The sequence below is a fragment of the Mesorhizobium sp. WSM3879 genome (assembly GCF_002294915.1).
Taxonomy (GTDB): domain Bacteria; phylum Pseudomonadota; class Alphaproteobacteria; order Rhizobiales; family Rhizobiaceae; genus Mesorhizobium.
This window is the reverse complement of sequence record NZ_NSFZ01000002.1, coordinates 579,106-601,783: the sequence shown is the minus strand read 5'-3', so window position 1 is coordinate 601,783 and position 22,678 is coordinate 579,106. Positions and strand designations below refer to the sequence as shown.

Annotated in this window: 20 protein-coding genes; 11 read left to right on the top strand and 9 right to left on the bottom strand. The window is 64.7% G+C overall.

Going from position 1 to position 22,678, the window contains the following annotated elements; all coding sequences use genetic code 11:
- Positions 1-71: 71 nt before the first annotated feature.
- The 4 genes from CK218_RS06205 to CK218_RS06190 form a co-directional block, all read right to left on the bottom strand.
- Positions 72-1,016 (bottom strand): cytochrome c, encoded by a 945-nt coding sequence (locus tag CK218_RS06205; protein ID WP_095827178.1) that lies wholly within the window; start codon positions 1,014-1,016, stop codon positions 72-74.
- Between the two features lie 9 nt (positions 1,017-1,025).
- On the bottom strand, positions 1,026-1,463 hold the full coding sequence (locus CK218_RS06200; RefSeq protein ID WP_095827177.1) for a cytochrome c: 438 nt from the start codon (positions 1,461-1,463) through the stop codon (positions 1,026-1,028).
- Positions 1,464-1,621: 158 nt separating this feature from the next.
- Positions 1,622-2,224 (bottom strand): superoxide dismutase, encoded by a 603-nt coding sequence (locus CK218_RS06195; protein ID WP_095827176.1) that lies wholly within the window; start codon positions 2,222-2,224, stop codon positions 1,622-1,624.
- A 106-nt stretch (positions 2,225-2,330) separates the two neighbouring features.
- A complete protein-coding gene (locus CK218_RS06190; protein WP_095827175.1) occupies positions 2,331-3,209 on the bottom strand; it encodes a branched-chain amino acid aminotransferase in 879 nt (292 codons plus the stop codon).
- 253 nt (positions 3,210-3,462) lie between these two features.
- Here CK218_RS06190 and CK218_RS06185 point away from each other — a divergent pair, with 253 nt between their 5' ends.
- On the top strand, positions 3,463-4,125 hold the full coding sequence (locus CK218_RS06185) for a haloacid dehalogenase type II (protein WP_067320889.1): 663 nt from the start codon (positions 3,463-3,465) through the stop codon (positions 4,123-4,125).
- 169 nt (positions 4,126-4,294) lie between these two features.
- Positions 4,295-5,113, top strand: coding sequence for a L,D-transpeptidase (locus tag CK218_RS06180; RefSeq protein WP_066997692.1), 819 nt, complete (start codon positions 4,295-4,297; stop codon positions 5,111-5,113).
- Positions 5,114-5,124: 11 nt separating this feature from the next.
- Here CK218_RS06180 and CK218_RS06175 read toward each other — a convergent pair whose 3' ends face one another.
- Complete coding sequence (locus CK218_RS06175; RefSeq protein WP_095827236.1) at positions 5,125-6,552, bottom strand: PLP-dependent aminotransferase family protein; 1,428 nt, start codon at positions 6,550-6,552, stop codon at positions 5,125-5,127.
- Between the two features lie 77 nt (positions 6,553-6,629).
- Here CK218_RS06175 and CK218_RS06170 point away from each other — a divergent pair, with 77 nt between their 5' ends.
- The gene (locus tag CK218_RS06170; RefSeq protein ID WP_095827174.1) at positions 6,630-7,253 is read left to right on the top strand and encodes an FMN-binding negative transcriptional regulator; all 624 of its coding nucleotides are present in this window, start codon (positions 6,630-6,632) and stop codon (positions 7,251-7,253) included.
- A gap of 34 nt (positions 7,254-7,287) precedes the next feature.
- On the top strand, positions 7,288-7,938 hold the full coding sequence (locus CK218_RS06165) for a LysE family translocator (RefSeq protein ID WP_095827173.1): 651 nt from the start codon (positions 7,288-7,290) through the stop codon (positions 7,936-7,938).
- A 21-nt stretch (positions 7,939-7,959) separates the two neighbouring features.
- Here CK218_RS06165 and CK218_RS06160 read toward each other — a convergent pair whose 3' ends face one another.
- Positions 7,960-9,483 (bottom strand): helicase HerA-like C-terminal domain-containing protein, encoded by a 1,524-nt coding sequence (locus CK218_RS06160; RefSeq protein WP_095827172.1) that lies wholly within the window; start codon positions 9,481-9,483, stop codon positions 7,960-7,962.
- 269 nt (positions 9,484-9,752) lie between these two features.
- Here CK218_RS06160 and CK218_RS06155 point away from each other — a divergent pair, with 269 nt between their 5' ends.
- Both CK218_RS06155 and scpA read left to right on the top strand, forming a co-directional pair.
- Positions 9,753-11,195, top strand: a complete 1,443-nt coding sequence (locus CK218_RS06155) for a methylmalonyl-CoA mutase family protein (protein WP_095827171.1) — start codon at positions 9,753-9,755, stop codon at positions 11,193-11,195.
- On the top strand, positions 11,192-13,315 hold the full coding sequence (gene scpA / locus CK218_RS06150) for a methylmalonyl-CoA mutase (RefSeq protein ID WP_095827170.1): 2,124 nt from the start codon (positions 11,192-11,194) through the stop codon (positions 13,313-13,315). The genes CK218_RS06155 and scpA overlap by 4 nt, the downstream gene beginning before the upstream one ends.
- A gap of 202 nt (positions 13,316-13,517) precedes the next feature.
- On the opposite strand, the gene greA is transcribed toward scpA, so the two are convergent.
- Positions 13,518-14,000, bottom strand: a complete 483-nt coding sequence (gene greA / locus CK218_RS06145) for a transcription elongation factor GreA (protein ID WP_066997710.1) — start codon at positions 13,998-14,000, stop codon at positions 13,518-13,520.
- A 106-nt stretch (positions 14,001-14,106) separates the two neighbouring features.
- Here greA and CK218_RS06140 point away from each other — a divergent pair, with 106 nt between their 5' ends.
- Positions 14,107-15,483, top strand: coding sequence for a TIGR03808 family TAT-translocated repetitive protein (locus tag CK218_RS06140; protein WP_095827235.1), 1,377 nt, complete (start codon positions 14,107-14,109; stop codon positions 15,481-15,483).
- Here CK218_RS06140 and CK218_RS06135 read toward each other — a convergent pair.
- On the bottom strand, positions 15,480-16,484 hold the full coding sequence (locus CK218_RS06135) for an asparaginase (protein ID WP_095827169.1): 1,005 nt from the start codon (positions 16,482-16,484) through the stop codon (positions 15,480-15,482). The genes CK218_RS06140 and CK218_RS06135 overlap by 4 nt on opposite strands.
- Positions 16,485-16,535: 51 nt before the next feature.
- Positions 16,536-17,702, bottom strand: a complete 1,167-nt coding sequence (locus CK218_RS06130) for an acetyl-CoA acetyltransferase (protein WP_095827234.1) — start codon at positions 17,700-17,702, stop codon at positions 16,536-16,538.
- 180 nt (positions 17,703-17,882) lie between these two features.
- Between CK218_RS06130 and betI the strand changes: the two genes are divergently transcribed.
- Genes betI through betA form a run of 4 tightly spaced genes read left to right on the top strand, consistent with a single transcriptional unit; the run spans position 17,883 to position 22,645 of the window.
- The gene (gene betI / locus CK218_RS06125; RefSeq protein WP_067320854.1) at positions 17,883-18,473 is read left to right on the top strand and encodes a transcriptional regulator BetI; all 591 of its coding nucleotides are present in this window, start codon (positions 17,883-17,885) and stop codon (positions 18,471-18,473) included.
- Positions 18,470-19,999 (top strand): choline-sulfatase, encoded by a 1,530-nt coding sequence (gene betC, locus CK218_RS06120; protein ID WP_095827168.1) that lies wholly within the window; start codon positions 18,470-18,472, stop codon positions 19,997-19,999. The genes betI and betC overlap by 4 nt, the downstream gene beginning before the upstream one ends.
- On the top strand, positions 19,996-21,000 hold the full coding sequence (locus CK218_RS06115) for a threonine/serine dehydratase (RefSeq protein ID WP_179294437.1): 1,005 nt from the start codon (positions 19,996-19,998) through the stop codon (positions 20,998-21,000). Before betC ends, CK218_RS06115 begins: the two co-directional genes overlap by 4 nt.
- Positions 20,993-22,645 carry a choline dehydrogenase gene (gene betA, locus CK218_RS06110; RefSeq protein ID WP_095827166.1) on the top strand — a complete coding sequence of 551 codons (1,653 nt, stop codon included), beginning with the start codon at positions 20,993-20,995 and terminating at the stop codon, positions 22,643-22,645. The genes CK218_RS06115 and betA overlap by 8 nt, the downstream gene beginning before the upstream one ends.
- Positions 22,646-22,678: the final 33 nt, after the last annotated feature.

The following is a 22,678-nucleotide window of genomic DNA, read 5'->3' as shown; positions in this document are numbered from 1 at the left end:
GTCAACTAATATGGACCTGAGACATCACAGGCAGATCGCACCGATGGTGTGGCGCAGCCGATATGCGTCGGTCAGCTCGCCGGCTTGCGCGCCGGATAGCCGTTGGGATGCGGCGGAACGGCCTTCAGATAGGCGGCGATCGCGGCGCGGTCGTCGGCCGTCAACTGAGCTATGTTGCGCTGCACGTCGACCATGGCGCCGCCGACGGAATCGAAATCCGGCGTGAAACCGGTTTCGAGATAGTTGGCGATGTCGGCCTCCGACCAGGCCTTCGTGCCGCCTTGCGGGGTGATATTGGGCACCACGCCCGAGCCTTCGGCGGCCACGGCTCCCGCCAGCCATTCGGCCTTCTTGACGCCGCCGGCAAAGTCGCGCGGCGTGTGGCATTCGCCGCAATGGCCGGGGCCCTCGACCAGATAGCGGCCGGCCAGCACCTTGTCGGGCGCGCCCTCGGGCAAGGCAATGACCGGTTCAGGGCTGACATAGAGCCGCTTCCAGAGACCAATGCCGCGACGGATGTTGAAGGGGAAGGAGAGTTTGTGGCCGGGCGCCTTGCCGGCGACCGCCGGCAGCGTCTTCATGAAAGCATAGAGGTCGGCGACATCGGCCGGCTTCATGCGAGCATAAGAGGCATAAGGGAAGGCCGGATAAAAATGCTCGCCGGAGGGCGAAACGCCCTTCAGCATCGCATTGGCGAAGTCCTCCTCGCTCCAGGCGCCGATGCCGTCCTTTTGATCCTGCGAGATGTTGGGCGGTACGAAGGTGCCGAACGGCGTCTTCAGCTCCAGCCCGCCGGCAAGCTCCAGGCGGGCATCACCCTTGGACCCCGGTTTGGCGTGGCAGGATGTGCAGCCGCCGGCAAAGAAGATGCGCTTGCCTTTCGCAGCATCACCGGGGCCAAGCTGCGCGACGGTCGCGGCATCAAGCCTGACGGGCGCTGACAACGCCCAGCCGGCGACCGCGCCGGCGCCGCCCAGCACGATGACGGCGCCGACGAGCTTCTTCAGCCACGCCATATCAGGCGATCAGCCCTTCTTGATCCTGTAGGTCTCATGACAGGCGCCGCAGTCGCCGCCGATGGTGTTGAGCTGCGCCTTGAGCGCATCGACATCGGCCGGCGGCGAAGCCACTGCCGCCTTGACGTCGGCCAGGAACTTGTCCCCGGCCGCCTTGAAGCCCGGCATGTCTTCCCAGATCTTCGGCGCCGCCGTGGTGTCGCCCTTGTCGCTGCCGGCCGGGAAAAGTTTCTCGGCATCGAATTTTTCGGCGTTCGCCTCCAACGCCTTTAGCGCCGTCAGCACAGGGGCGGCGTCGAAAGCCTCCTCGCCTTTGACGACCTTGGACAACTGGCCGGCGAGCTTGCCGCGTTCCTTCATCAGGGCCTGGCGATCCTTGATCGGGTCGGCATAAGCGGCCGAACCGGCAAAAGCGAGCAAAGAGATGGCGATGACAAGCTTTTTCATTCAATTGGCTCCATGGTGAAGAGAGTTCGCGACTAGACGTTAACGGGCGTTGCAGTGGAATTATTCCCTCCGCGCCGCAACGATTTTCTTGACTGGAATTGCCCTCCTGCGCCGGCAAAAGAAAAGCCCCGGTCATGCCGGGGCTTTTGTCGAGATGGTCAGCCTTTCGCCTTCTCGTAGAGTTCCAGGACATAATCCCAGTTGATCAGGCTGTCGACGAATGCTTCGAGATATTTCGGCCGCGCGTTGCGGTAGTCGATGTAATAGGAGTGCTCCCACACGTCGACGCCGAGGATCGGCGAAGCGCCATGGACCAGCGGGTTCTCGCCATTGGGGGTCTTCGAGATCGCGAGCTTGCCGTCCTTGACCGAAAGCCAGGCCCAGCCGGAGCCGAACTGGGTGGTGCCGGCGGCGACGAAGTCCGCCTTGAACTTGTCGTAGCCGCCGAGATCGGCATCGACGGCCTTCTGCAGCGCGCCCGGCAGCTTGTTGCCGCCGCCGCCCTTCTTCATCCATTTCCAGAAATGGATATGGTTGTAGTGCTGGGCGGCATTGTTGAAGAGCCCGGCATTCTTGCCGAAGGACTGTTTCACGACCTCTTCGACCGACAGGTCGCCCATTCCAGCCTCGGCGGCCAGCTTGTTGCCGTTGTCGACATAGGCTTTGTGGTGCTTGTCGTGGTGATACTCCAGCGTCTCCTTCGACATGTAAGGCTGCAGGGCCTCGTAGTCGTAGGGCAAAGCGGGCAACTCAAAAGCCATGGATGGTACTCCCTCAGGAAAAGTCCGGTGAAACTACCGGACTAAGATAGGTCTGGAATGGGTTGGGACAACTCCGGAACGAAGCGCCGAACGCCTTTTTATCTGCTCAGGCGGCGGAAGTCGAATGTGCCCAATCCCAATAGAGCTCGCGCGCCTTCTTGGCGACCGGTCCAGGCTGAAGGCTGCGGTCCTCGATGCGCGTGATTGGCACCACCTTGGAATGGTTGCCGGTCGAGAAGATCTCGTCCGCCTCGAGGAAATCGCGGATCGACAGCGTCTTCTCGGTGGTCCTGAAACCATAGTCGCCGAGCAGGCTGATCGTGCGCGAGCGGGTGATGCCGGAGAGGAAGGTGCCGTTCGCGGCGGGCGTCATCACATGGCCGTCCTTGACCAGGAAGATGTTGGAGGTGCCGGTCTCGGCGACATTGCCCAGCATATCGAGCACCAGCGCGTTGTCGAAGCCGCGCATCTTGGCCTCGAGGATGGCGCGGCCATTGTTGGGATAGAGGCAGCCGGCCTTGGCGTTGGTCGGCATGGTCTCGATGGTCGGCCGCCGGAACGGCGAGACGCCGATCGAAAAGCCCGAAGGCGGAATCATCGGCGCTTCGTAAAGGCAGAGACAGAAGCGGGTCGAGGACGGGTCGGCCGGCACGCCCATATAGCCGCCATGCTCGGCCCAGTACATCGGCCTGATATAGACGGCGGTCTTGCCGTCGAATTTCTTCAGGCCGTCCCATGTCAGCCCGACGATCTGCTCCGTCGTCATGGAAGGCTTCAGGCCGAGCGCGATCGCCGAGGCGTTGACGCGCGCTGCGTGACGATCGAGATCGGGCGCCACGCCTTCGAACCAGCGAGCGCCGTCGAAGACGCTGGTGCCCAGCCACATGGCGTGGCTGCGCGGCCCGAGAATGGCGACATTGCCCTCGTACCAGTCGCCGTCCACATAGGTCCATGTCGCGGACTGCGCCGCTGCCGCCAGTGTCATCGTTTGCCGTCCGTATGGATGATTTCAGGCCGCCATAGGACGATGCTTTGACGGCCGGCGTCAACCGACATCGGAAAAAATCCTTGAGGCCAGAGGTACTTAAAGCGCGGCGCAGGCAAAGGGATGGGCCCATGCGTGTTGGGTTTTTGTCTTGATGCAATCCTTTCCGAAAACCGCTGCCCACTTTTGAGCGACATGCATTAACCGCAATCAGCGCTTGCGCGGCAAGGCCGGGCGCCGCAAAACTCCTCCTATGCATCATGCAGCCTATGTCTTCGACGCCTATGGCACGTTGTTCGACGTGCACGCCGCGGTACGCCGCCATGCCGGCGAGATCGGGCCGGACGGCCAGCTTCTCTCCGAAATCTGGCGCGCCAAGCAGCTCGAATACTCCTGGGTGCGGACGCTGATGGGCGCCTATGCCGATTTCTGGCAACTGACCGAGCAGGCGCTGGACTTCGCGCTGCGCAAGGTGCCGTCGGCCGATCCGGCGCTCAGGGCAAGGCTGCTGGAAGCCTATTGGCGGCTCGACTGCTATCCGGAAGTGCCGGCGGTATTGAAGGCGCTGAAAGCAGCGGGAGCGAAGCTCGCGATCCTGTCCAACGGGTCGCCGGAAATGCTGCGGGCGGCGGTGAAATCGGCCGCCCTCGACCAGATCCTCGACGACGTCTTCTCGGTTGACGAGATCAAGCGCTTCAAGACCGATCCTTCGGTCTACGACATGGTGGTCACCGGCTGGCGGCTCTATCCGGGGGCGGTGTCGTTCCAGTCCTCCAACCGCTGGGACGTCGCGGGCGCCGCCAGGTTCGGCTTCCGCACCGTCTGGATCAATCGCGCCAATCAGCCCGACGAATACCGGGACTTTCCGCCGGGGCTGATCCTGCCCTCGCTCGAAGGCCTTCTGGCAGGGGTTTGAGGGTGCTGTTGCTGCAGTGCAACAGATGTGTCGCAGTCACAGCTTCGCCTTTGTTTGTCCACCCTGAGGCCAGAATTGGAACCGCCTATCACCGCCGACTGTTAACAGCTGCCGGCGGCCGGCCCGCGGATTCATGCATTCTTGCGATTAAGACCTAGAAAAGGCAACCATGTCAGACGCTTCCTTCCGCATCAGCCGCCGTGGCTTCCTCAATCTCACGGCTCTTGGAGCTGCTTCGGCGGTTTCCGCCTGCTCGACCACCGGTCCTCGCCCGGCAGCCGTGCAGCCGCCACCGCCGGCCTCTGTCGAGCCGCCGCTCGGCGACTACGCCACCATGTATGGGCCGATGTCCGACAACGGCTTCGACCTGCCGGCCATCCCGGTAAACAAGATCGACCACAGATATTTGCGCCAGATCGTTCCCGATCCGACCGGACAGCGCCCGGGCACCATCGTCGTCGATACCACCAACCACTTCCTCTATCTGGTGCGTGAGGGTGGCCAGGCGATCCGCTACGGCGTCGGTCTCGGCCGCGCCGGCTTCGAATGGTCGGGCGATGCGGTCGTGCAATGGAAGCAGAAGTGGCCGAAATGGACGCCGCCGGACGAGATGGTCGCCCGCCAGCCGGAACTGACGGAATACAGCGCCAAGAACGGCGGTATGCCCGGCGGGCTCAAGAACCCGCTCGGGGCGCGTGCGCTCTACCTCTTCAAAGGCAACCAGGACACGCTCTATCGTCTGCACGGGTCGCCGGAATGGTGGTCGATCGGCAAGTCGGTCTCGTCGGGCTGCGTGCGCCTGATCAATCAGGACATCATCGACCTCTATGACCGCGTGCCCAACAAGACGCCGGTCGTGGTCACAGCAGATGTCGGCCAGCCGATGGCCGATATGCCCGAACGCCGGGCCATTCCGATCGACAACGGCGTGCCGGACGACTCTGTCCTGCTGGGGCCGGTGCCGCAGGAGAGCAACGAGGTCTTTTGATCCGGCGTTCGTCAGCGGTGCCTGGCGAGGATGTCCGCCAGCACCGCAACGCCGCGTCGCAACGCCTCCGCGTCGAGACCAGCATATCCCATGATGAAGCCCGTCGTTTCGGGCCGCGGCTCGGCCGGATCATAGAGCGGCGATACCGGATAGAGGCCGATCCCCGCAGCACGTGCGTCGGCGACGATCGCCGGCTCGCATCCAGGATCGATGCCGTTCAACCAGGCCACGAGGTGCAGGCCCGTGTCGGCCCCAGCAACAGTCACCTTTGGCCCGATATGATCGGCCAGCGCCCGCAGCAGGACCTCTCGGCGCTCGGCATTTTTCCTGCGGATGCTGCGGACGTGGCGCTCGTAAGCGCCGCTCGTCAGCAGGTCGGCCAACACATCCTGCTCCAGCATCGGAGCATGCCGGTCGGTCAGGCGCTTTGCCTCGCTGAAGGCCCGACGCAGGCCGGCGGGGACGACGAGATAACCGAGCCGCAAGGTGGGCGAGAGCGTTTTGGACAGCGTGCCGACATAGATGACCGAGCCTGGATCGAGCGTCTGCAGAGGCGGGATGGGGGCTATGTCGTGGCGGTATTCGCCGTCGTAGTCGTCTTCGACGACATAGGCGCCTGATGCCGTGGCCCAGGCCAGGAGGGAATGCCGCCGCGTCGCCGAAAACACGCCGCCGAGCGGAAACTGGTGCGATGGCGTGACGTAAGCCAGACGGGCCGGCGGCAGCGCATCCGTCCTTATCCCGTCAGCGTCGACCGCAACTGGCACGGCGACGCCGCCCGCAGCCGTGAAGGCATGGCGGGCCAGCAGATAGCCCGGATTCTCGATCACGAACGGATCGCCGGGGTCGAGCAGCAGCCGCGCGCAGAGGTCGAGCCCCTGCTGGGAGCCGTTGACGACGGCGATCTGGTCTGGCGCGCAGCTGATGCCGCGTGCGCGCCAGAGATAGGTTTGCAGGGCGCTGCGAAGAACAAGCGATCCCTGCGGGTCGCCATAGCGCAGCCGCGCGCCGCGCCGCAGAATGGCTTTGTTCGAGGCCCGTCGCCAAGCCAGGACCGGGAAGTCCGCCCCGGACAGGTCGCCATAGCGGAAATCCGCAACCTTGGCCGGCTGCTGTTCCACCGGCGAAGGCAGAGCCAGCAGCCTGCGCGCGAACGTCGAGAGGTTGCGTGGCGAGGCAGCCGCGATGGAAGCCGCCCCTGACGGCCTCTCCAGTCCCGGAGCCACAATGGCACGCGCGCCCTGCCGAATGATCAGATAGCCTTCGGCGTCGAGCTGGTTGTAGGCCGCCGTCACCGTGGTTCGCGACGCGCCCCATTCGGCGGCAAAGGCCCGCGATGACGGCAGCCGATCGCCGGGCCGGTAAACGCCGCTGTGGATCTGCGCCTTGATCGCCGCGATGATCCGGCGCGCCACGCCTTCCTGCTCCAACTGGACCATCGAAAACCTGCAAAACTGGATGTTCCAAGCAAGCCAGCTTTCCTGCATCTTTAAATGCAATGCAAGGAGTTTCCGCCATGTACATTCCGCCCGCCTTCCGCGATGACGACAGGGAGAGCCTCATGGCGACGATCCGCGCGGCACGGCTGGCGACGCTGGTCACCGCCACGGCGGAAGGACCGCAGGCGACGCCATTGCCGCTTTTGCTCAACGAGAGCGAGGGCGAGCATGGCACGATCTACGGCCATGTTGCGAAGGCAAATCCGCAGTGGCGCGCACCGGTTCTGGGCGATGGCCTGGCGATCTTCATGGGGCCCGACGCCTACGTGACGCCGGCCTGGTGCCAGACCAAGCAGGAGACCGGAAAGGTAGTGCCGACTTGGAACTACCTCGCCGTTCATGCCTATGGGCCGATCGAATTCTTCGAGGATGCCGACAGGCTGCTCGAGATCGTTACGCGCCTGACCAATCTGCATGAAGGCGGACGCCCCTCGCCTTGGTCCGTATCGGATGCGCCGCCGGATTTCATCCAGGCGCAACTCAAAGGCATTGTCGGCTTGCGCATGCCGATCACGCGGCTCCAAGGCAAGCGCAAGATGAGCCAGAACCGCAACGCGGCCGATCGCGCCGGTGTCGCCACCGGTCTAGCAGCGAGCGACCGGCCTTCGGATCGCGACGTCGCCCGACTCATCCCGTCATGAGATACGATCCAGTCCAATTGCCAGCGAGCCGATCATGCCGGACCTGACACAATTCGCCTTGTACTTCGCCGCGGCGCTGCTGCTCGCCATCACGCCCGGACCGGGCATCTTCTATGTCGCCGCGCGCACCCTGGCCGGAGGCCGCGCTGAAGGCATCGCCTCCAGTTTCGGGACGGGCCTGGGCGGCATGGTTCATGTGCTTGCCGGAAGCCTGGGCGTTTCCGCCCTCGTGCTCGCGAGCGCCGAACTCTTTACGGCGCTGAAGCTGATCGGCGCCGTCTACCTCGTCTGGCTCGGCTTGCGCACCTTCCAGTCCGCCCGCCGCGAGGCAAAGGCAATGCTGGAAGGTGGCGCGCCGACGCCTGCGGTCGGCGCTGGCCGAGCGTTTCGCGAAGGGGTGCTGGTCGAGGCTCTGAACCCGAAGACGGCCGCCTTCTTCCTGGCCTTCATTCCGCAATTCGTGGATCTCGGCGCCGGCCACGTCGCCTTGCAGTTCATGGTGCTCGGCTTCGTGTCGGTGACGCTCAACACGCTGGCCGATATCGTGGTCGCCTTCGCGGCCGGCCGCATCAGCGATGGCGCGGCAGGCCGGTCCGGCATGGTACGTCGGCTCCGGGAGGCGTCCGGCGGCGCGATGATCGCGCTGGGCATCGGCCTTGCCGTAGCCAAGCGCCCTGTCCTCTGATCGCCGCGCCTCAGTTGGGCGCTACCGCCCGCGCGCCAGGCTGCCTAGTATCCCGCGCACGATCGCGCGGCCGACGGAAGAGCCCACCGAACGCACCACCGACTTGATCGCGGCTTCCGCCACTGTCTGACGGTTGGAGGACCGGCGGCCCGACCCTCCCAACACATCGTCGAAGCCCGGAATTGTCCAGCGCGATCCGCCGGTGCCCGCCTGCTGCGCCTGCGCTTCGGCTTCCTGCGCCTCCCTGGTCTTCTTCTGCAGTATCTCGAAGGCCGAGTCGCGATCGACCGCTTGATCGTACTGCCCAGCGACCGGGCTCTCGGCAAGGACCTTGCGGCGCTCGTCGGGTGTGATCGGCCCGAGCCGCGACGACGGCGGACGAATCAATGTGCGCTGGACCATGGCCGGCACGCCCTTGTCCTCCAGCATCGAGACCAGCGCCTCGCCGGTGGCGAGCTGGGTGATCGCGGTGGCGCAGTCGAAATCCGGGTTGGGCCGGAAGGTTTCGGCCGCCGTCCGCACCGCCTGCTGCTCGCGCGGCGTATAGGCGCGCAACGCGTGCTGCACGCGGTTGCCGAGCTGGGCCAAAACCTTTTCCGGAATGTCGAGCGGGTTCTGGGTGACGAAATAGACGCCGACACCCTTGGAGCGGATCAGCCGCACCACCTGCTCGACGCGATCAACCAGCACCTTCGGCGCGTCCTCGAACAAAAGATGCGCCTCGTCGAAAAAGAAGACCAGCTTCGGCCGCTCGAGATCGCCGACCTCGGGCAGTTCCTCAAACAGCTCCGACATCAGCCATAGCAGGAAAGTGGCGTAGAGCCTGGGATTCATCATCAGCTTGTCGGCGGCCAGAACGCTGATCGCGCCGCGGCCGTCGCGGGTGGTGCGCATCAAATCGGCGATGCGCAGCGCCGGCTCGCCGAAGAAGTTCGCGGCGCCCTGCTGCTCAAGCACCAGAAGCGTGCGCTGGATGGCGCCGACGGAAGGCTTGGTGACATTGCCGTAGCGTGCGCTGAGCTCGTCGGCACGCTCGGCGATGTTGGCGAGCAGCGCCTGCAGATCTTTGAGATCAAGCAGCAGCAGGCCCTCTTCGTCAGCGATGCGGAAGGCGATGTTCATGACACCTTCCTGCGCTTCGGTGAGGTTCATCAGCCGCGACAAAAGCAGCGGCCCCATTTCCGAGATGGTGGCACGGATCGGGTGACCCTGCTCGCCGAACAGATCCCAGAAGATGACCGGGTATTCCTGAAACTGATAGGGATCGAGCTTCACCTGCTCTGCACGCTTGACCAGGAAATCCTTGGCCTCGCCCATCATGGCGATGCCGGAAAGGTCGCCCTTGATGTCGGCGCAGAAGACCGGGACGCCGGCATTTGAAAAGCCCTCGGCCAAGACCTGCAGGCTGACCGTCTTGCCGGTGCCTGTGGCGCCGGTAATCAGGCCGTGGCGGTTGCCGTAGCGCAGCAGGAGTTCCTCGGCGCGCTGGTAGGAATCATCAGGCTTGCGGCTGGCGCCGATGAAGATGCTGTTGTGGTCAGCCATATGTCTGGTCTCCGCAATCTCTTCCGCCAAAAAACGCCCGGTCTCATGGAGGATAGTAACGCGATCGGCGGGCGACAATGCCCATCATCAATTTTGGCGCTATTCGAATTTGACGCTGGCATCGAAATCACCTTACTGAGCTTGCGGATTTTGCGCATGTTTGGCAATCGGTTAGCGGCTGCCGGAACAACCGCGACGGATGTCGCATTGTGATATGCGGCGGGGGACCATAGACTGGTGGCTGATGCGGCCGAGAGACGAGGAGTGCGATGGGCGCCGGCGCCTTGACTAGGGATGTCGACCTTCCCAACCCGGACGCCAGGCGCTGGCTGGCGCTGGCGGAAAAAGCGCTTGCCGGCGGCGCTTTCGAAGAGAAGCTTGTTTCGCACACGGATGACGGTATCCGCATCGAGCCGCTCAGCGAGCGTTCGACGACAGCCGAGCCGCTGGTGCGCACCAATCCGAAGTCGCCATGGATCGTCAGCCAGCGCATCGACGATCCCGATCTCGCCCGCGCCAGCGCCCAGGCGCTGCAGGACATCGCCGAGGGCGCGACCGGCCTGTCGCTGGTTTTCGAGGGTGCGCCGAATGCGTTCGGCTACGGGCTGCCGAGAACCGCGGAGGCGCTGGAAACGGTGCTCGACGGCGTGCCGCTCAACCGGGTCCAGGTGCGCATCGATGCGCATCCGTGGAGCCGCGCCGTGGCGGATTGGCTGCTCGCCTTCCTGACCCGGCGCCGCTCCGATCCGGCGAAGCTCAACCTTTCCTTCGGCATCGACCCGGCGGCGATCTTCGCCGGCACCGGACGGCTGCGCACCTCGATCGAGGCGCTGCAGGAGTCAATGCCGCAATCGCTGGCGCATTTCTTCTCGATGGGCGTGCCCGGCGTGCTGCTCGAAGCGGACGGCCGCGTCTTCCACAATGCCGGCGCCACCGAAGCGCAGGAGCTCGGCACGATGATGGCTTCCGCCGTGTCCTATCTCAGGATGTTCGAGAAGGCGCGCCAGCCGCTGGTCTATGCCGCGCCCTATATCGGCTTTGCCCTCAGCGTCGACCAGGACCAGTTCCTGTCGATGGCCAAGGTGCGGGCGTTGCGCAAGCTCTGGGCGCGGATCCAGGAAGCCTGCTCGATCCCGGCCTCGACGGCGAACGTCCACGCCGAGACCTCCTATCGCATGATGGCGATGGCGGATCCGGAAACCAACATCCTGCGCACCGCGATTGCCGCTTTTGCCGCGGCGACCGGCGGCGCTGATTCCGTCTCGATCCTGCCGCATACCATCGCGCATGGACTGCCGGCCGGTTTTGCGCGCCGCGTCGCCCGCAACGCGCAGCTGATCCTGGCGCATGAGAGCCATCTCCATCACGTGGCCGATCCGGCCAGCGGCTCCGGAGCGGTCGAGGCGCTGACCGACGGTCTTTGCGCGGCGGCCTGGGAAGAATTCCAGCGCATCGAGGCCGAGGGCGGCGTGCTCAACAGCCTGCAGCAGGGCTATATCCAGAACCGTGTGCAGACGGCCGCCGCGAAGCGCAATGCCGTCTATCGGGCCGGCGAACGCGGCATCATCGGCACCACCTTGTTCCGCACCGGCAGCGAGCGCCCCGTCGAGACATTGAAAGCCGAACGCCGGCCCGCGCTGACAGAGGGCGTGGCGACCTGCGAGCCGCTGTTTCCAGTTCGCATCGATCAGTCGATCGGAGCCGGCTCATGATCCCGGATTTCAGCCAGATCGGCTGGTCGGCGCCGCGCCGCGCGCCGCTCGAGCTCAAGGGCCAGCGGATGACGCCGGAAGGCATCGCCCTGAAACACCTCTACACGCAGGGCGACCTCAAGGGCCTGGCCAATCTCGACAGCTATCCGGGCCTGCCGCCCTTCGTGCGCGGCCCCTACCCGACCATGTATGTCCAGCAGCCCTGGACGATCCGGCAATATGCCGGCTTCTCGACGGCGGAGGAATCCAACGCTTTCTACCTGCGCAACCTCGCTGCCGGCCAGAAGGGCCTGTCGGTCGCCTTCGACCTCGCGACCCATCGCGGCTATGACAGCGACCATCCGCGCGTCGCCGGCGATGTCGGCATGGCGGGCGTGGCGATCGATTCCATCCTCGACATGCGCCAGCTGTTCGACGGCATTCCGCTGAACGAGATGACGGTGTCGATGACCATGAACGGCGCCGTGCTGCCGATCATGGCGCTCTATATCGTGGCGGCGGAGGAACAGGGTGTCGCGCAGAAGGACCTTGCCGGGACCATTCAGAACGACATTCTGAAGGAGTTCATGGTCCGCAACACCTACATCTATCCGCCGAAGCCTTCGATGCGGATCGTGTCGGACATCTTCGCCTATACCTCGCGGCACATGCCGAAATTCAATTCAATCTCGATCTCCGGCTATCATATGCAGGAGGCGGGCGCGACGGCCGACCTCGAACTCGCCTACACGATCGCCGACGGCATCGAATATGCGCGCGCCGGCGTCGCCGCGGGTCTCGACATCGACCGGTTCGCGCCGCGCCTTTCCTTCTTCTGGGCGATCGGCATGAACTTCTTCATGGAGGTCGCCAAGCTCAGGGCCGCGCGGCTGCTCTGGTCGAGCCTGATGAAGAAGAATTTTGCGCCGAAGGACGAGCGCTCGCTGTCGCTGCGCACCCATTGCCAGACATCGGGCTGGTCGCTGACGGCGCAGGATCCCTACAACAACATCACGCGCACGATGATCGAGGCGATGGCGGCAACGCAGGGACATACCCAGTCGCTGCACACCAATTCCTTCGACGAGGCGATGGCGCTGCCGACCGACCATTCGGCCCGCATTGCCCGCAACACGCAGCTCATCCTGCAAAAGGAATCCGGCACCACGCGCATGATCGACCCGTGGGGCGGCTCGGCCTATGTCGAGCGGCTGACACATGATCTGGCGGCCCGCGCGCTCGCCCATATCGAGGAGGTCGAAAACCTCGGCGGCATGGCGGCGGCAATCGAGAAAGGCATTCCGAAGCTGCGCATCGAGGAAGCGGCGGCGCGCACCCAGGCACGCATCGATTCCGGCGAGCAGCTGCTGGTCGGCGTCAATGCGCATCGCCCGGAAGCCGACATCGAGGTCGATGTGCTGAAGATCGATAATGCCGAGGTCAAGGCCCGGCAATTGGCGAAGCTGCAGCGGCTCAAAGGCACGCGCGACGTCGCGGCCCTGGAGGATGCGCTAACCGCCCTCACCCGCGCGGCTGAAAGCGGCGAGAACCTGCTCGAATTCGCGATCCGCGCGGCGCGGGCCAATGCGACCGTCGGCGAGATCTCGCTGGCGCTGGAGAAAGTGTTCGGGCGCCATGCAGCCACCGTGCAGACCATCTCCGGCGTCTACCGCGACGCGCTCGGCGACAATCCGGCGGTCGATCGGCTCAAGGAAAAGCTCGAAGCCTTCGAGAAGAAGTTCGGTGCAAAGCCGCGCATCCTGGTCGCCAAGATGGGCCAGGACGGCCATGATCGCGGCCAGAAGGTGATCGCCAGCGCCTTTGCCGATCTCGGCTTCGACGTCACCGTCGGACCGATGTTCCAGACGCCGGAGGAGATCGCAAAGCTGGCGGTGCAGCATGATGTCGACATCATCGGCGCGTCCTCGCTCGCGGCCGGACATCTGACCCTGATCCCCGAGCTCAAGGAGGCGCTGAGGAAGCTCGGCCATGGCGACATCCTGATCGTCGCCGGCGGCGTCATCCCGCCACAGGACTACGATGCGGTGCTGAAGGCGGGAGCGGCCGAAATCTTCCCGCCGGGCACCGTCATCCCGCAAGCGGCGGACAGGCTGATGGATCGATTGCTGGCGGTTGGATAGCCTACATCTTCGGCATCGCCAGAACCGTGCCTTTGTGGACGGGAACAAGCGTACGGCGATGGTCGCTGCCGGTGCTGCATCAACGGCTACCACCTTACAGCTGATAACGGCACGATCTACGAATTCGTGATGGATGTCGCGGCAGGTGAAATGAGATCGGAGCCGCGGCGTTTTTCCGCGACCATACGGTCAAGCTCAAGGGCTAGTTCTCGGCCTTGTCCGACAGCTTGACGATCTCCCACTCCTTGCCGTTGACGGCAACGACCTCGCCGACCTTCTTGCCGAACAGGGCCATCGCCATCGGCGAGACGTGGGAGATGCTGCCTTTCGACGGGTTGGCCTCGTCCTCGCCGACGATGCGCCAGTGGACCTTTTTGCCGTCGCCGTTTTCCAATGTGACGCCCATGCCGAAGCGGACCACATTGCTGCCGGACTCCGGCACCGAAAGCTCCGCGCTCTCGCGCCGCGCGGTCCAGTAGCGCAGGTCGCGGGACACTATTGCGAGGCGCTCGCGATCGCCGCGTCTTTCGGCCTTGGCCATCTGATCTCGCAATTCGGAGAGGTTCTCTTCGATCATCGCGAGTCCCCGCTCCGTTACCAGATTGCGGTGCGGACTGATCGGCCGTTCGCCGACACCGGCAATGGCGTTTTCGCTGTCTTCCTCGCGGGTGAAAGCTCTACTCATAACATGAACTTAAGCTTGGTGAGGCAACTGCACAAGCGGTTTGCCTGCGAGCCGGCCTTGGCACGATTCCTGCGATGGAGCGGTTGAAACGCCAGGACCTGTGCCGATGTTGAACAGACGAACGCTGCTTGCCCGCACCACCGGCCTCGCCGCTGCCGGCCTCCTTGCCGACAAGGCATCGGCGAAGATACTGCCCGGCATCGAGAAGGCCACGATGCGCGGCTCGATCAATGCAATCGAAATCGGCTTGCAGCCGGGCGCGCTGGACGATCAGAGCAAGGCCTTCGCCAAGATGCTCAGCGACGCCAGCGACCGCGGTGCGCCGGTTTTTCTGCCGCCCGGGACCTATCTTGTCTCCAACCTGAAGCTGCCTGCCCGCGTGCGCCTTTCGGGCGTCCCGGGGGCGACCCGCATCGTCTATGGCGGCAACGGCCACCTGATGATGGCCGAACAGGCCGAGCATATCGAGCTCAGCGGGCTGGTGCTGGACGGCAGCAACCGCTGGCTGGCCGACTATACGCAAGGGCTGCTCGATCTGCGCCGCGTCGCGCATCTCGCCATCGACAATTGCCAGGTCACAGGCAGCGGCAAGAACGGGCTGGCGCTGGAACATGTTTCAGGCCGCATCGGGCGCTGCGATGTTTCGGGTGCGGCAGACGCCGGCATCTATTCGGTCGAGGCCGGCGGGCTGGAGATCTCGGGCAATACCGTCTCAGATTGCGCCAATGGCGGCATTCTGGTGCATCGCTGGCAACAGGCGGAGGACGGCACCATCGTCAGCGGCAACCGCGTGCAGCGCATCGGCGCGAGGAGCGGCGGCACCGGCCAGAACGGCAACGGTATCAACGCCTTCCGCGCCGGCAATGTCATTATCTCCGCCAACGTCGTGTCGGACTGCGCCTTCTCGGCGATCCGCGCCAACAGCTCCAGCAATCTGCAGATCACCGGCAACACCTGCTCGCGCTCGGGCGAGACGGGGATTTATTCGGAGTTCTCCTTCGAGGGCGCGATCCTCAGCAACAATCTGGTCGACGGTGCCGCCAACGGCATCTCGATCGTGAACTTCAACGAAGGCGGCCGCATGGCCGCGTGCTCGAACAATATTGTGCGCAACCTCTCGACGGTCGGCCCCTACACCGCCGACCCGCCGGGCTTCGGCGTCGGCATCAGCGCCGAGGCCGAGACCTCCGTCTGCGGCAATGTGGTGGAGAACGCGCCACTCTACGGCATGCAGCTCGGCTGGGGACCTTATCTGCGCAATGTGGTTGCAACGGGCAACATCATCCGCAAGTCCGGCACGGGCATCGTCGTCAGCGTCGTCGAGGGTTCCGGCAGCGCGGTCATTTCGGACAATATCATCGACGCCGCGCAGAACGGCGCCATCATCGGCCAGCGCTGGGCCAATCCGGTGACGGGCGATCTGGCAAGATCAACCTTTACCGGCTATGCGCATCTGACCGTCGAGCGGAACAAGGTCAGTTAGGCCAGCGCCGCCGTCGGCCGCAGCAAGCCCACTTTGGCGCCGATACGGCTTTCGACCGGCGGATTGGCAAGTCCGGTAAGCTTTGCCGCGAGCGCTTCGTCGCTGCGCAGCAGCTTGGCCAGCACGGCGGCGATCATCACCTCGGAGGCGCGGCTGGCGCCGTCATCGCATTTCAAGGCGATGCCGAGACCGAGCTCGGGCAGGGCCGCGCAATAGACGCCCTCGGCGCCGGTCTTGACGAAGATGCGGCCGGGCGCGGCCCGCATCAGCGCGAGGTCCGCCTTACCGGTGCCGGCCACCAGGAACGGTTCGGCCATGCAGGCCGAGAGCAGGCGCTTCGCCGCCTTGGCGCGTTCGGGCGCAAAGCCCCTGCCCGTCGCCATACGCGCAAAGCCCAGCGCAAAGCTCTTCAGCGGCACGGCATAGGTCGGGATCGAGCAGCCGTCGGTGCCGCAATGGTCGACATCATGCGCGGCGCCGGTCACCGATTGCATCGCGTCGCGCACCATCTCCTGCAGCGCATGGCCGGCCTTGACGTAGCCGCCATGGGCAATGCCGGAATAAACGCAGGTACAGAGGAAACCGGCATGCTTGCCGGAGCAATTGTTGTGGAGCGGGTTGGGCGCGCTGCCGGTGCGCGCCAGCGCGATCGTCGCAACGTGGCTCGACGGCCAGTGCGCGCCGCATTCGAGCGCCGTCTTGTCGAGACCGGCCTTGGCGAGCATTGCTTGCGCCAGTTCGACATGCGCCGGCTCGCCTGAGTGCGAGGCGCAGGCCAGCGCCAATTCGCGATCGCCGAAGCCGTAGGCGTCGGCAGCACCGGATTCGAGCAGCGGCAGCGCCTGGATCGCCTTCACCGCCGAGCGCGGAAACACCGGTCGCGCCGTATCGCCGATCTCCCAGACGGGCTTGCCGTCGGCGTCGAAGACAGAAACCGCGCCCCGATGGGCGCTTTCGACCACCGCGCCGCGCGTGACTTCGACCAGAACCGGATTTGCCATGCTGCCTCCCGCACGCGCGCGCCGGCGGCGGCGCTTTGATGCGGGCCGCTTCTACCTGATCCGATCGAGGATGGAAACGTAGTTGGCCACCGCAGCACCGCCCATGTTGAAGATGCCGCCGAGTTTTGCCCCAGGCACCTGAATGCCGCCGGCCTCGCCGGTCAGCTGCATGGCGGTGAGCACATGCATGGAGACGCCGGTGGCGCCGATCGGATGGCCCTTGGCCTTCAGCCCGCCGGACGGATTGACCGGCAGCCGGCCGTCCTTGGCCGTGACGCCTTCCAGCGCGAGCTTCGCGCCCTCGCCGGGCTTCGCCAGGCCCATCGCCTCGTATTCAATAAGCTCGGCGATGGTGAAGCAGTCATGCGTCTCGACAAAGGAGAGGTCGTCGAGCGTGACGCCGGCCTTTTTCAGCGCCTGTTCCCAGGCCCGCTCGCAGCCCTCGAAGGCAAGGATGTCGCGCTTCGACATCGGCAGGAAATCCTGGACATGCTCATTGGCGCGGAAGGTCACGGCGCGGCGCATCTTCAGCGCCGTCGCGGTGTCGGTGAGGACGAGCGCCGCAGCGCCATCCGAGACCAGCGAGCAGTCGGTGCGCTTCAGCGGACCGGCGACGAAGGGGTTCTTCTCACTTTCCTGACGGCAGAACTCGTAGCCGAAATCCTTGCGCATTTGGGCATACGGATTTTCGACGCCGTTTTTGTGGTTCTTGGCGGCAATCATGGCGAGCGCATCCGACTGGTCGCCATAGCGCTGAAAATATGCCTGCGCGATCTTGCCGAAGACGCCGGCAAAGCCGGCCGGCGTTTCGCCATCCTCGGGCAGATAGGAGGCTTTCAGCAGGTTCTTGCCGATCTCGGGCCCAGGCGTGGTGGTCATCTGCTCGGCGCCGACCACCAAAACGACGCGGGCGGCGCTGGAATCGATGGCGCGGACGCCTTGTCTCACCGCAGCCGAACCGGTGGCGCAGGCATTCTCCACGCGCGTCGCCGGCTTGAAGCGCAGCCGGTCGTCGGCCTGCAGCACCAGGCTCGCGGTGAAATCCTGCGGTGAGAAGCCGGCGTTGAAATGGCCGAGCACGATCTCGTCGACATCGTCAGGGCCGATCCCGGCATGATCGAGCGCGTCCACGGCGACCTTGGTGATCAAGCCCTCCAGCGTCTCGCCTTCGAGCTTGCCGAAACGCGAATGCGCCCAGCCGACGATGCATGCGGTCATGACAGCCTCCATCTGCCGCGCAGCCTAGCACGTCCGGTCGCGGCATGACATTCAATCTAGTGAACCGTTTTCCAGACCAAGGGATGGGGCCAGAGCGATACGATCGATTGATCCGATGCCGATTTTTTATTGATTGATCCGTCAATAAAAAATAATCTCGCTTCAAACCGGGCCCCTCGCATGCCGAAAATCGGAATGGAACCGCTGCGCCGCAAGGCCCTGATCGACGCGACGATCTCGGCAATCGGCGAGCGCGGTTCCCTGGACGTCACCATGTCGGAGATCGCCGGCCGCGCCGGCGTGTCGTCGGCGCTCGCCCATCACTATTTCGGTGCCAAGGACGAGCTGCTCTTCGCCACGATGCGGCACATCCTTGCCGAGCTCAACATCGATACAAGACGAGCGCTTCGCGTCGCCGCGACACCGCGCCAGCGCGTCTCGGCCGTCGTTGCGGTCAGTTTCTCCGACGAGCAGTTCCAGCCGGAGATCATCGCGGCCTGGCTCGCCTTCTATGTCGAGGCGCAGAAATCGACCGAGTTGCGGCGGCTGCTTCGCATCTATGCGCGGCGGCTCAATTCCAACCTGATGAGCGGGCTGACCGGCATTCTGCCGAGGGCCGAAGCGGACCGCGCTGCGGAAGCGACGGCGGCGCTGATCGACGGACTCTACATCCGGCGCGCGCTGAAGGACGGCGTGCCCGATGCGCAGACAGCGATCGCGCTCGTCGAAGATTATCTCGAAACCAAGCTCAGCGGACGGAGCCTGCCTTGACCACCGAACGACCCAATTTCCTGATCGTCATGGTCGATCAGCTCAACGGCACGCTCTTCCCCGACGGCCCGGCGGATTTCCTGCACGTGCCGCATCTCAAGGCGCTCGCCGCTCGCTCGGCGCGTTTCGCCAACAACTACACCGCCTCGCCGCTTTGCGCGCCCGGCCGGGCTTCCTTCATGAGCGGCCAGCTGCCGTCGCGCACCGGGGTCTATGACAACGCCGCCGAATTCTCCTCCTCGATCCCGACCTTCGCGCATCATCTGCGCTCCGCCGGCTATTACACCTGCCTGTCCGGCAAGATGCATTTCGTCGGACCGGACCAGTTGCACGGCTTCGAGGAGCGGCTGACCACCGATATCTATCCGGCCGATTTCGGCTGGACGCCGGATTACCGCAAGCCCGGCGAGCGCATCGACTGGTGGTATCACAATCTCGGCTCGGTCACCGGCGCCGGCGTTGCCGAGACCACCAACCAGATGGAGTATGACGACGAGGTGGTGTTTCTGGCCGAGCAAAAGCTGTACCAGCTTTCGCGCGAGCAGGACGATGCGGGACATCGGCCCTGGTGCCTTACCGTTTCGCTATCGCACCCGCACGATCCCTATGTCGCGCGCAGGCAGTACTGGGATCTTTACGAGAACTGCCAGACGCTCGATCCCGAAACGCCGTTCATCCCGCATGATGAACAGGACACGCATTCGCAGCGCCTTTACCGGGCAAGCGACTATCAGTCCTTCGCGATCACGTCCGAGCAGGTGCGCCGTTCCCGGCGCGGCTATTTCGCCAACATTTCCTATGTCGACGACAAGCTCGGCGAGCTTCTGGACGTCCTCAAGCGCACCCGCATGCTTGACGACACCATCATCCTGTTCTGCTCGGATCACGGCGACATGCTGGGCGAGCGCGGCCTGTGGTTCAAAATGAGCTTCTTCGAGGGCTCGGCGCGCGTGCCGCTGATGATCGCCGGCAACGGCGTGCCAGCCGGCCTCATCGAGGCGCCCGTCTCCAATCTCGACGTCACGCCGACGCTCTGTGACCTCGCCGGCATTGATATCGCTGCAATCGCGCCCTGGACCGACGGCCAGTCGCTGCTGCCGCTGCTCGGCGGCAAGCCGCGCACCGCGCCCGTTCTCATGGAATATGCCGCCGAAGGCTCCTATGCGCCGCTGGCCGCGATCCGCGACGGCAAATACAAATTCGTCCATTGCGAGCTCGACGCGCCGCAGCTGTTCGACCTGGAGGCCGACCCGCTCGAACGGAACAACCTCGCTGAGGATCCGGCGAACGCTGCCCTGGTGGCGGCGTTCATGGAAAAGGTCCGGGCGCGATGGGACATGGCCGCATTCGATGCCGCGGTGCGCGAAAGCCAGGCGCGCCGCTGGGTCGTCTACCCGGCGCTGCGCAACGGCGCCTATTACCCCTGGGATTTCCAGCCGCTGCAGAAAGCCTCGGAGCGCTACATGCGCAATCACATGAATCTCGACAACCTCGAAGAGAGCAAACGGTATCCGCGAGGCGAATGATGGAAGACGTTCTGGTTCCCACCCTCGACCGCCTGAAGCAGGCCTATGCGGTGACCTCGACGGCGACGCAAGTCACGCCGCTGTTGGACTCGGCCGCACTTGCCCGGGAAGCCGGCGCCGCGCGGGTGTTCGTCAAGCCGGAATCGCTGCAATGGGCGGGGTCCTTCAAGGTGCGCGGCGCCTATTGGCGCCTTAAGCGGCTGTCACCGGACGAAGCGAGGAAGGGCGTGGTCGCCTATTCCTCCGGCAATTTCGCGCAAGGGCTTGCGGCTGCCGGCCAGGCGCTCGGCATTCCCGTCACCATCGTCATGCCGATCGACGCGCCTGCCGCCAAGTGCGACGCGACCGCCGGCTATGGCGCGCGCGTGGTGCTAACCGATCATGGCGAGCGTGCCCGCGAGGAAGTCGCCGCCGCCAAGGCGCGCGAGATCGCCGAGACCGAGCAGCTCACCTTGCTGCATCCCTTCGACGATCCCGAGATCGTCGCCGGCCAGGCAGGGGCCGGGCTGGAAGCGCTCGACCAGTTGGCGGCGAAGAAGGCCCACGCCGATCTGGTGTTCTGCTCGGTTGGCGGCGGCGGGCTGATCGGCGGCGTTTCGCTCGCCTTCCATTATCTGTCACCGAACACCGAGATCATCGCCGTCGAACCGGAAGGCTTCAACGGCATGGGCGCGTCGCTGGCGCATGGCGCGATCGAGACGATGCCGATCGGGCCGAGATCGATCTGCGACGGGCTGATGGCGCGCAAGCCAGGCGAGGCGCCCTTCGCGGCGGTGAGTGCTGCCGGCGTTCGCGGCGTCACCGTCGAGGATGCCGCGGTGCGGGGTGCAATGAAGATCGCCTTCGAGCGGCTGAAGCTGGTGCTGGAGCCTTCGGGGGCGGCGTCGCTTGCCGCGCTGCTCGGCGGCAAGGTGGATTTGGCGGGCAAAACCGTCCTTGTGGTGGCTACCGGCGGCAATGTCTCGCTCGCCGAATTTATGGCGCATATGAACAATGCTTGAAGCGGATTTCGTCATCATCGGATCCGGCTCCGCCGGCTCGGCCATCGCCTACCGGCTGTCGGAAGACGGCAAGCATTCGGTGATCGTCATCGAGTTCGGCGGCACCGATATGGGGCCGCTGATCCAGATGCCGTCGGCGCTGTCGATCCCGCTCAACATGAGCCTTTACGACTGGGGCTTCGCCAGCGAGCCGGAGCCGCATCTCGGCGGCCGTGTGCTCGCCACCCCGCGCGGCAAGGTGATCGGCGGTTCGTCCTCCATCAACGGCATGGTCTATGTTCGCGGCCATGCGCGCGACTTCGACCATTGGGCCGAACAGGGTGCTGCCGGATGGGGCTTCGCCGACGTGCTTCCCTATTTCAAGCGCATGGAGGATTCCGACGGCGGCGAGGACGGCTGGCGCGGTCACGGCGGCCCGCTGCATGTGCAGCGCGGCACGCGCAAGAACCCGCTCTACGGCGCCTTCCTCGAGGCGGGCCGGCAGGCCGGCTTCGAGCTCACCGACGACTACAACGGATCGAAGCAGGAAGGCTTCGGGCCGATGGAGCAGACCATCTGGCGCGGCCGCCGCTGGTCCGCGGCCAACGCCTATCTGAAGCCGGCTCTCAAACGAAAAAATGTTAGCCTGCTTAAGGGTTTCGCGCGACGCGTGGTGATCGAGAATCAACGCGCCGTCGGCGTCGAGATCGAAGCTCACAAACAGATTCAGGTCGTTAAGGCGCGACGTGAGGTGATTGTGGCCGCGTCGTCGATCAATTCGCCGAAGATCCTTATGCTGTCCGGCATCGGTCCGGGCGCACATCTGCAGGAAAACGGCATAGAGGTCATTGCCGACCGGCAGGGCGTCGGCCGCAATCTGCAGGACCATCTGGAGCTTTATATCCAGCAGGAAGCGACCAGACCGATCACGCTGAATTCGGTGCTCAACCCGTTCTCCAAGGCAATGATCGGCGCGCAGTGGCTGTTCTTCAAGACCGGCCTCGGCGCCACCAACCATTTCGAGGCGGCGGCCTTCGTGCGTTCGCAGGCCGGTGTCGACTACCCCGATATCCAGTATCACTTCATCCCGGCGGCGGTGCGCTATGACGGCAAGGCGGCGGCGAAGTCGCATGGCTTCCAGGCGCATGTCGGTCCAATGCGGTCGAAGTCGCGCGGCTCGGTGAGCCTGCGCTCGCCCGATCCGAAAGCGAAACCAGTGATCCGCTTCAACTACATGTCGCATCCCGACGACTGGAGCGAGTTTCGCCACTGCATCCGGCTGACGCGCGAGATTTTTGGCCAGAAGGCCTTTGACGGCTTCCGCGGCAAGGAGATTTCGCCGGGCGCCCATGTGCGGACCGACGACGAGCTCGACGCCTTCATCCGCGATCACGCCGAGAGCGCCTATCACCCTTGCGGCACCTGCAGGATGGGCCGCGCCGACGACCTGACCAGCGTCGTCGATCCGGAATGCCGGGTGATCGGCGTCGAGGGGCTGCGCGTTGCCGACTCCTCGATCTTCCCGCGGGTGACCAACGGCAACCTGAACGCGCCGTCGATCATGACCGGCGAGAAGGCGTCCGACCACATCCTTGGCCGCACGCCGCTCGCGCCATCCAACCAGGAACCCTGGATCAATCCGCGCTGGCAGGTGGCAGACAGATAGCGCATGATCCGGCGGGCGCCCTCCCCCGCCCCG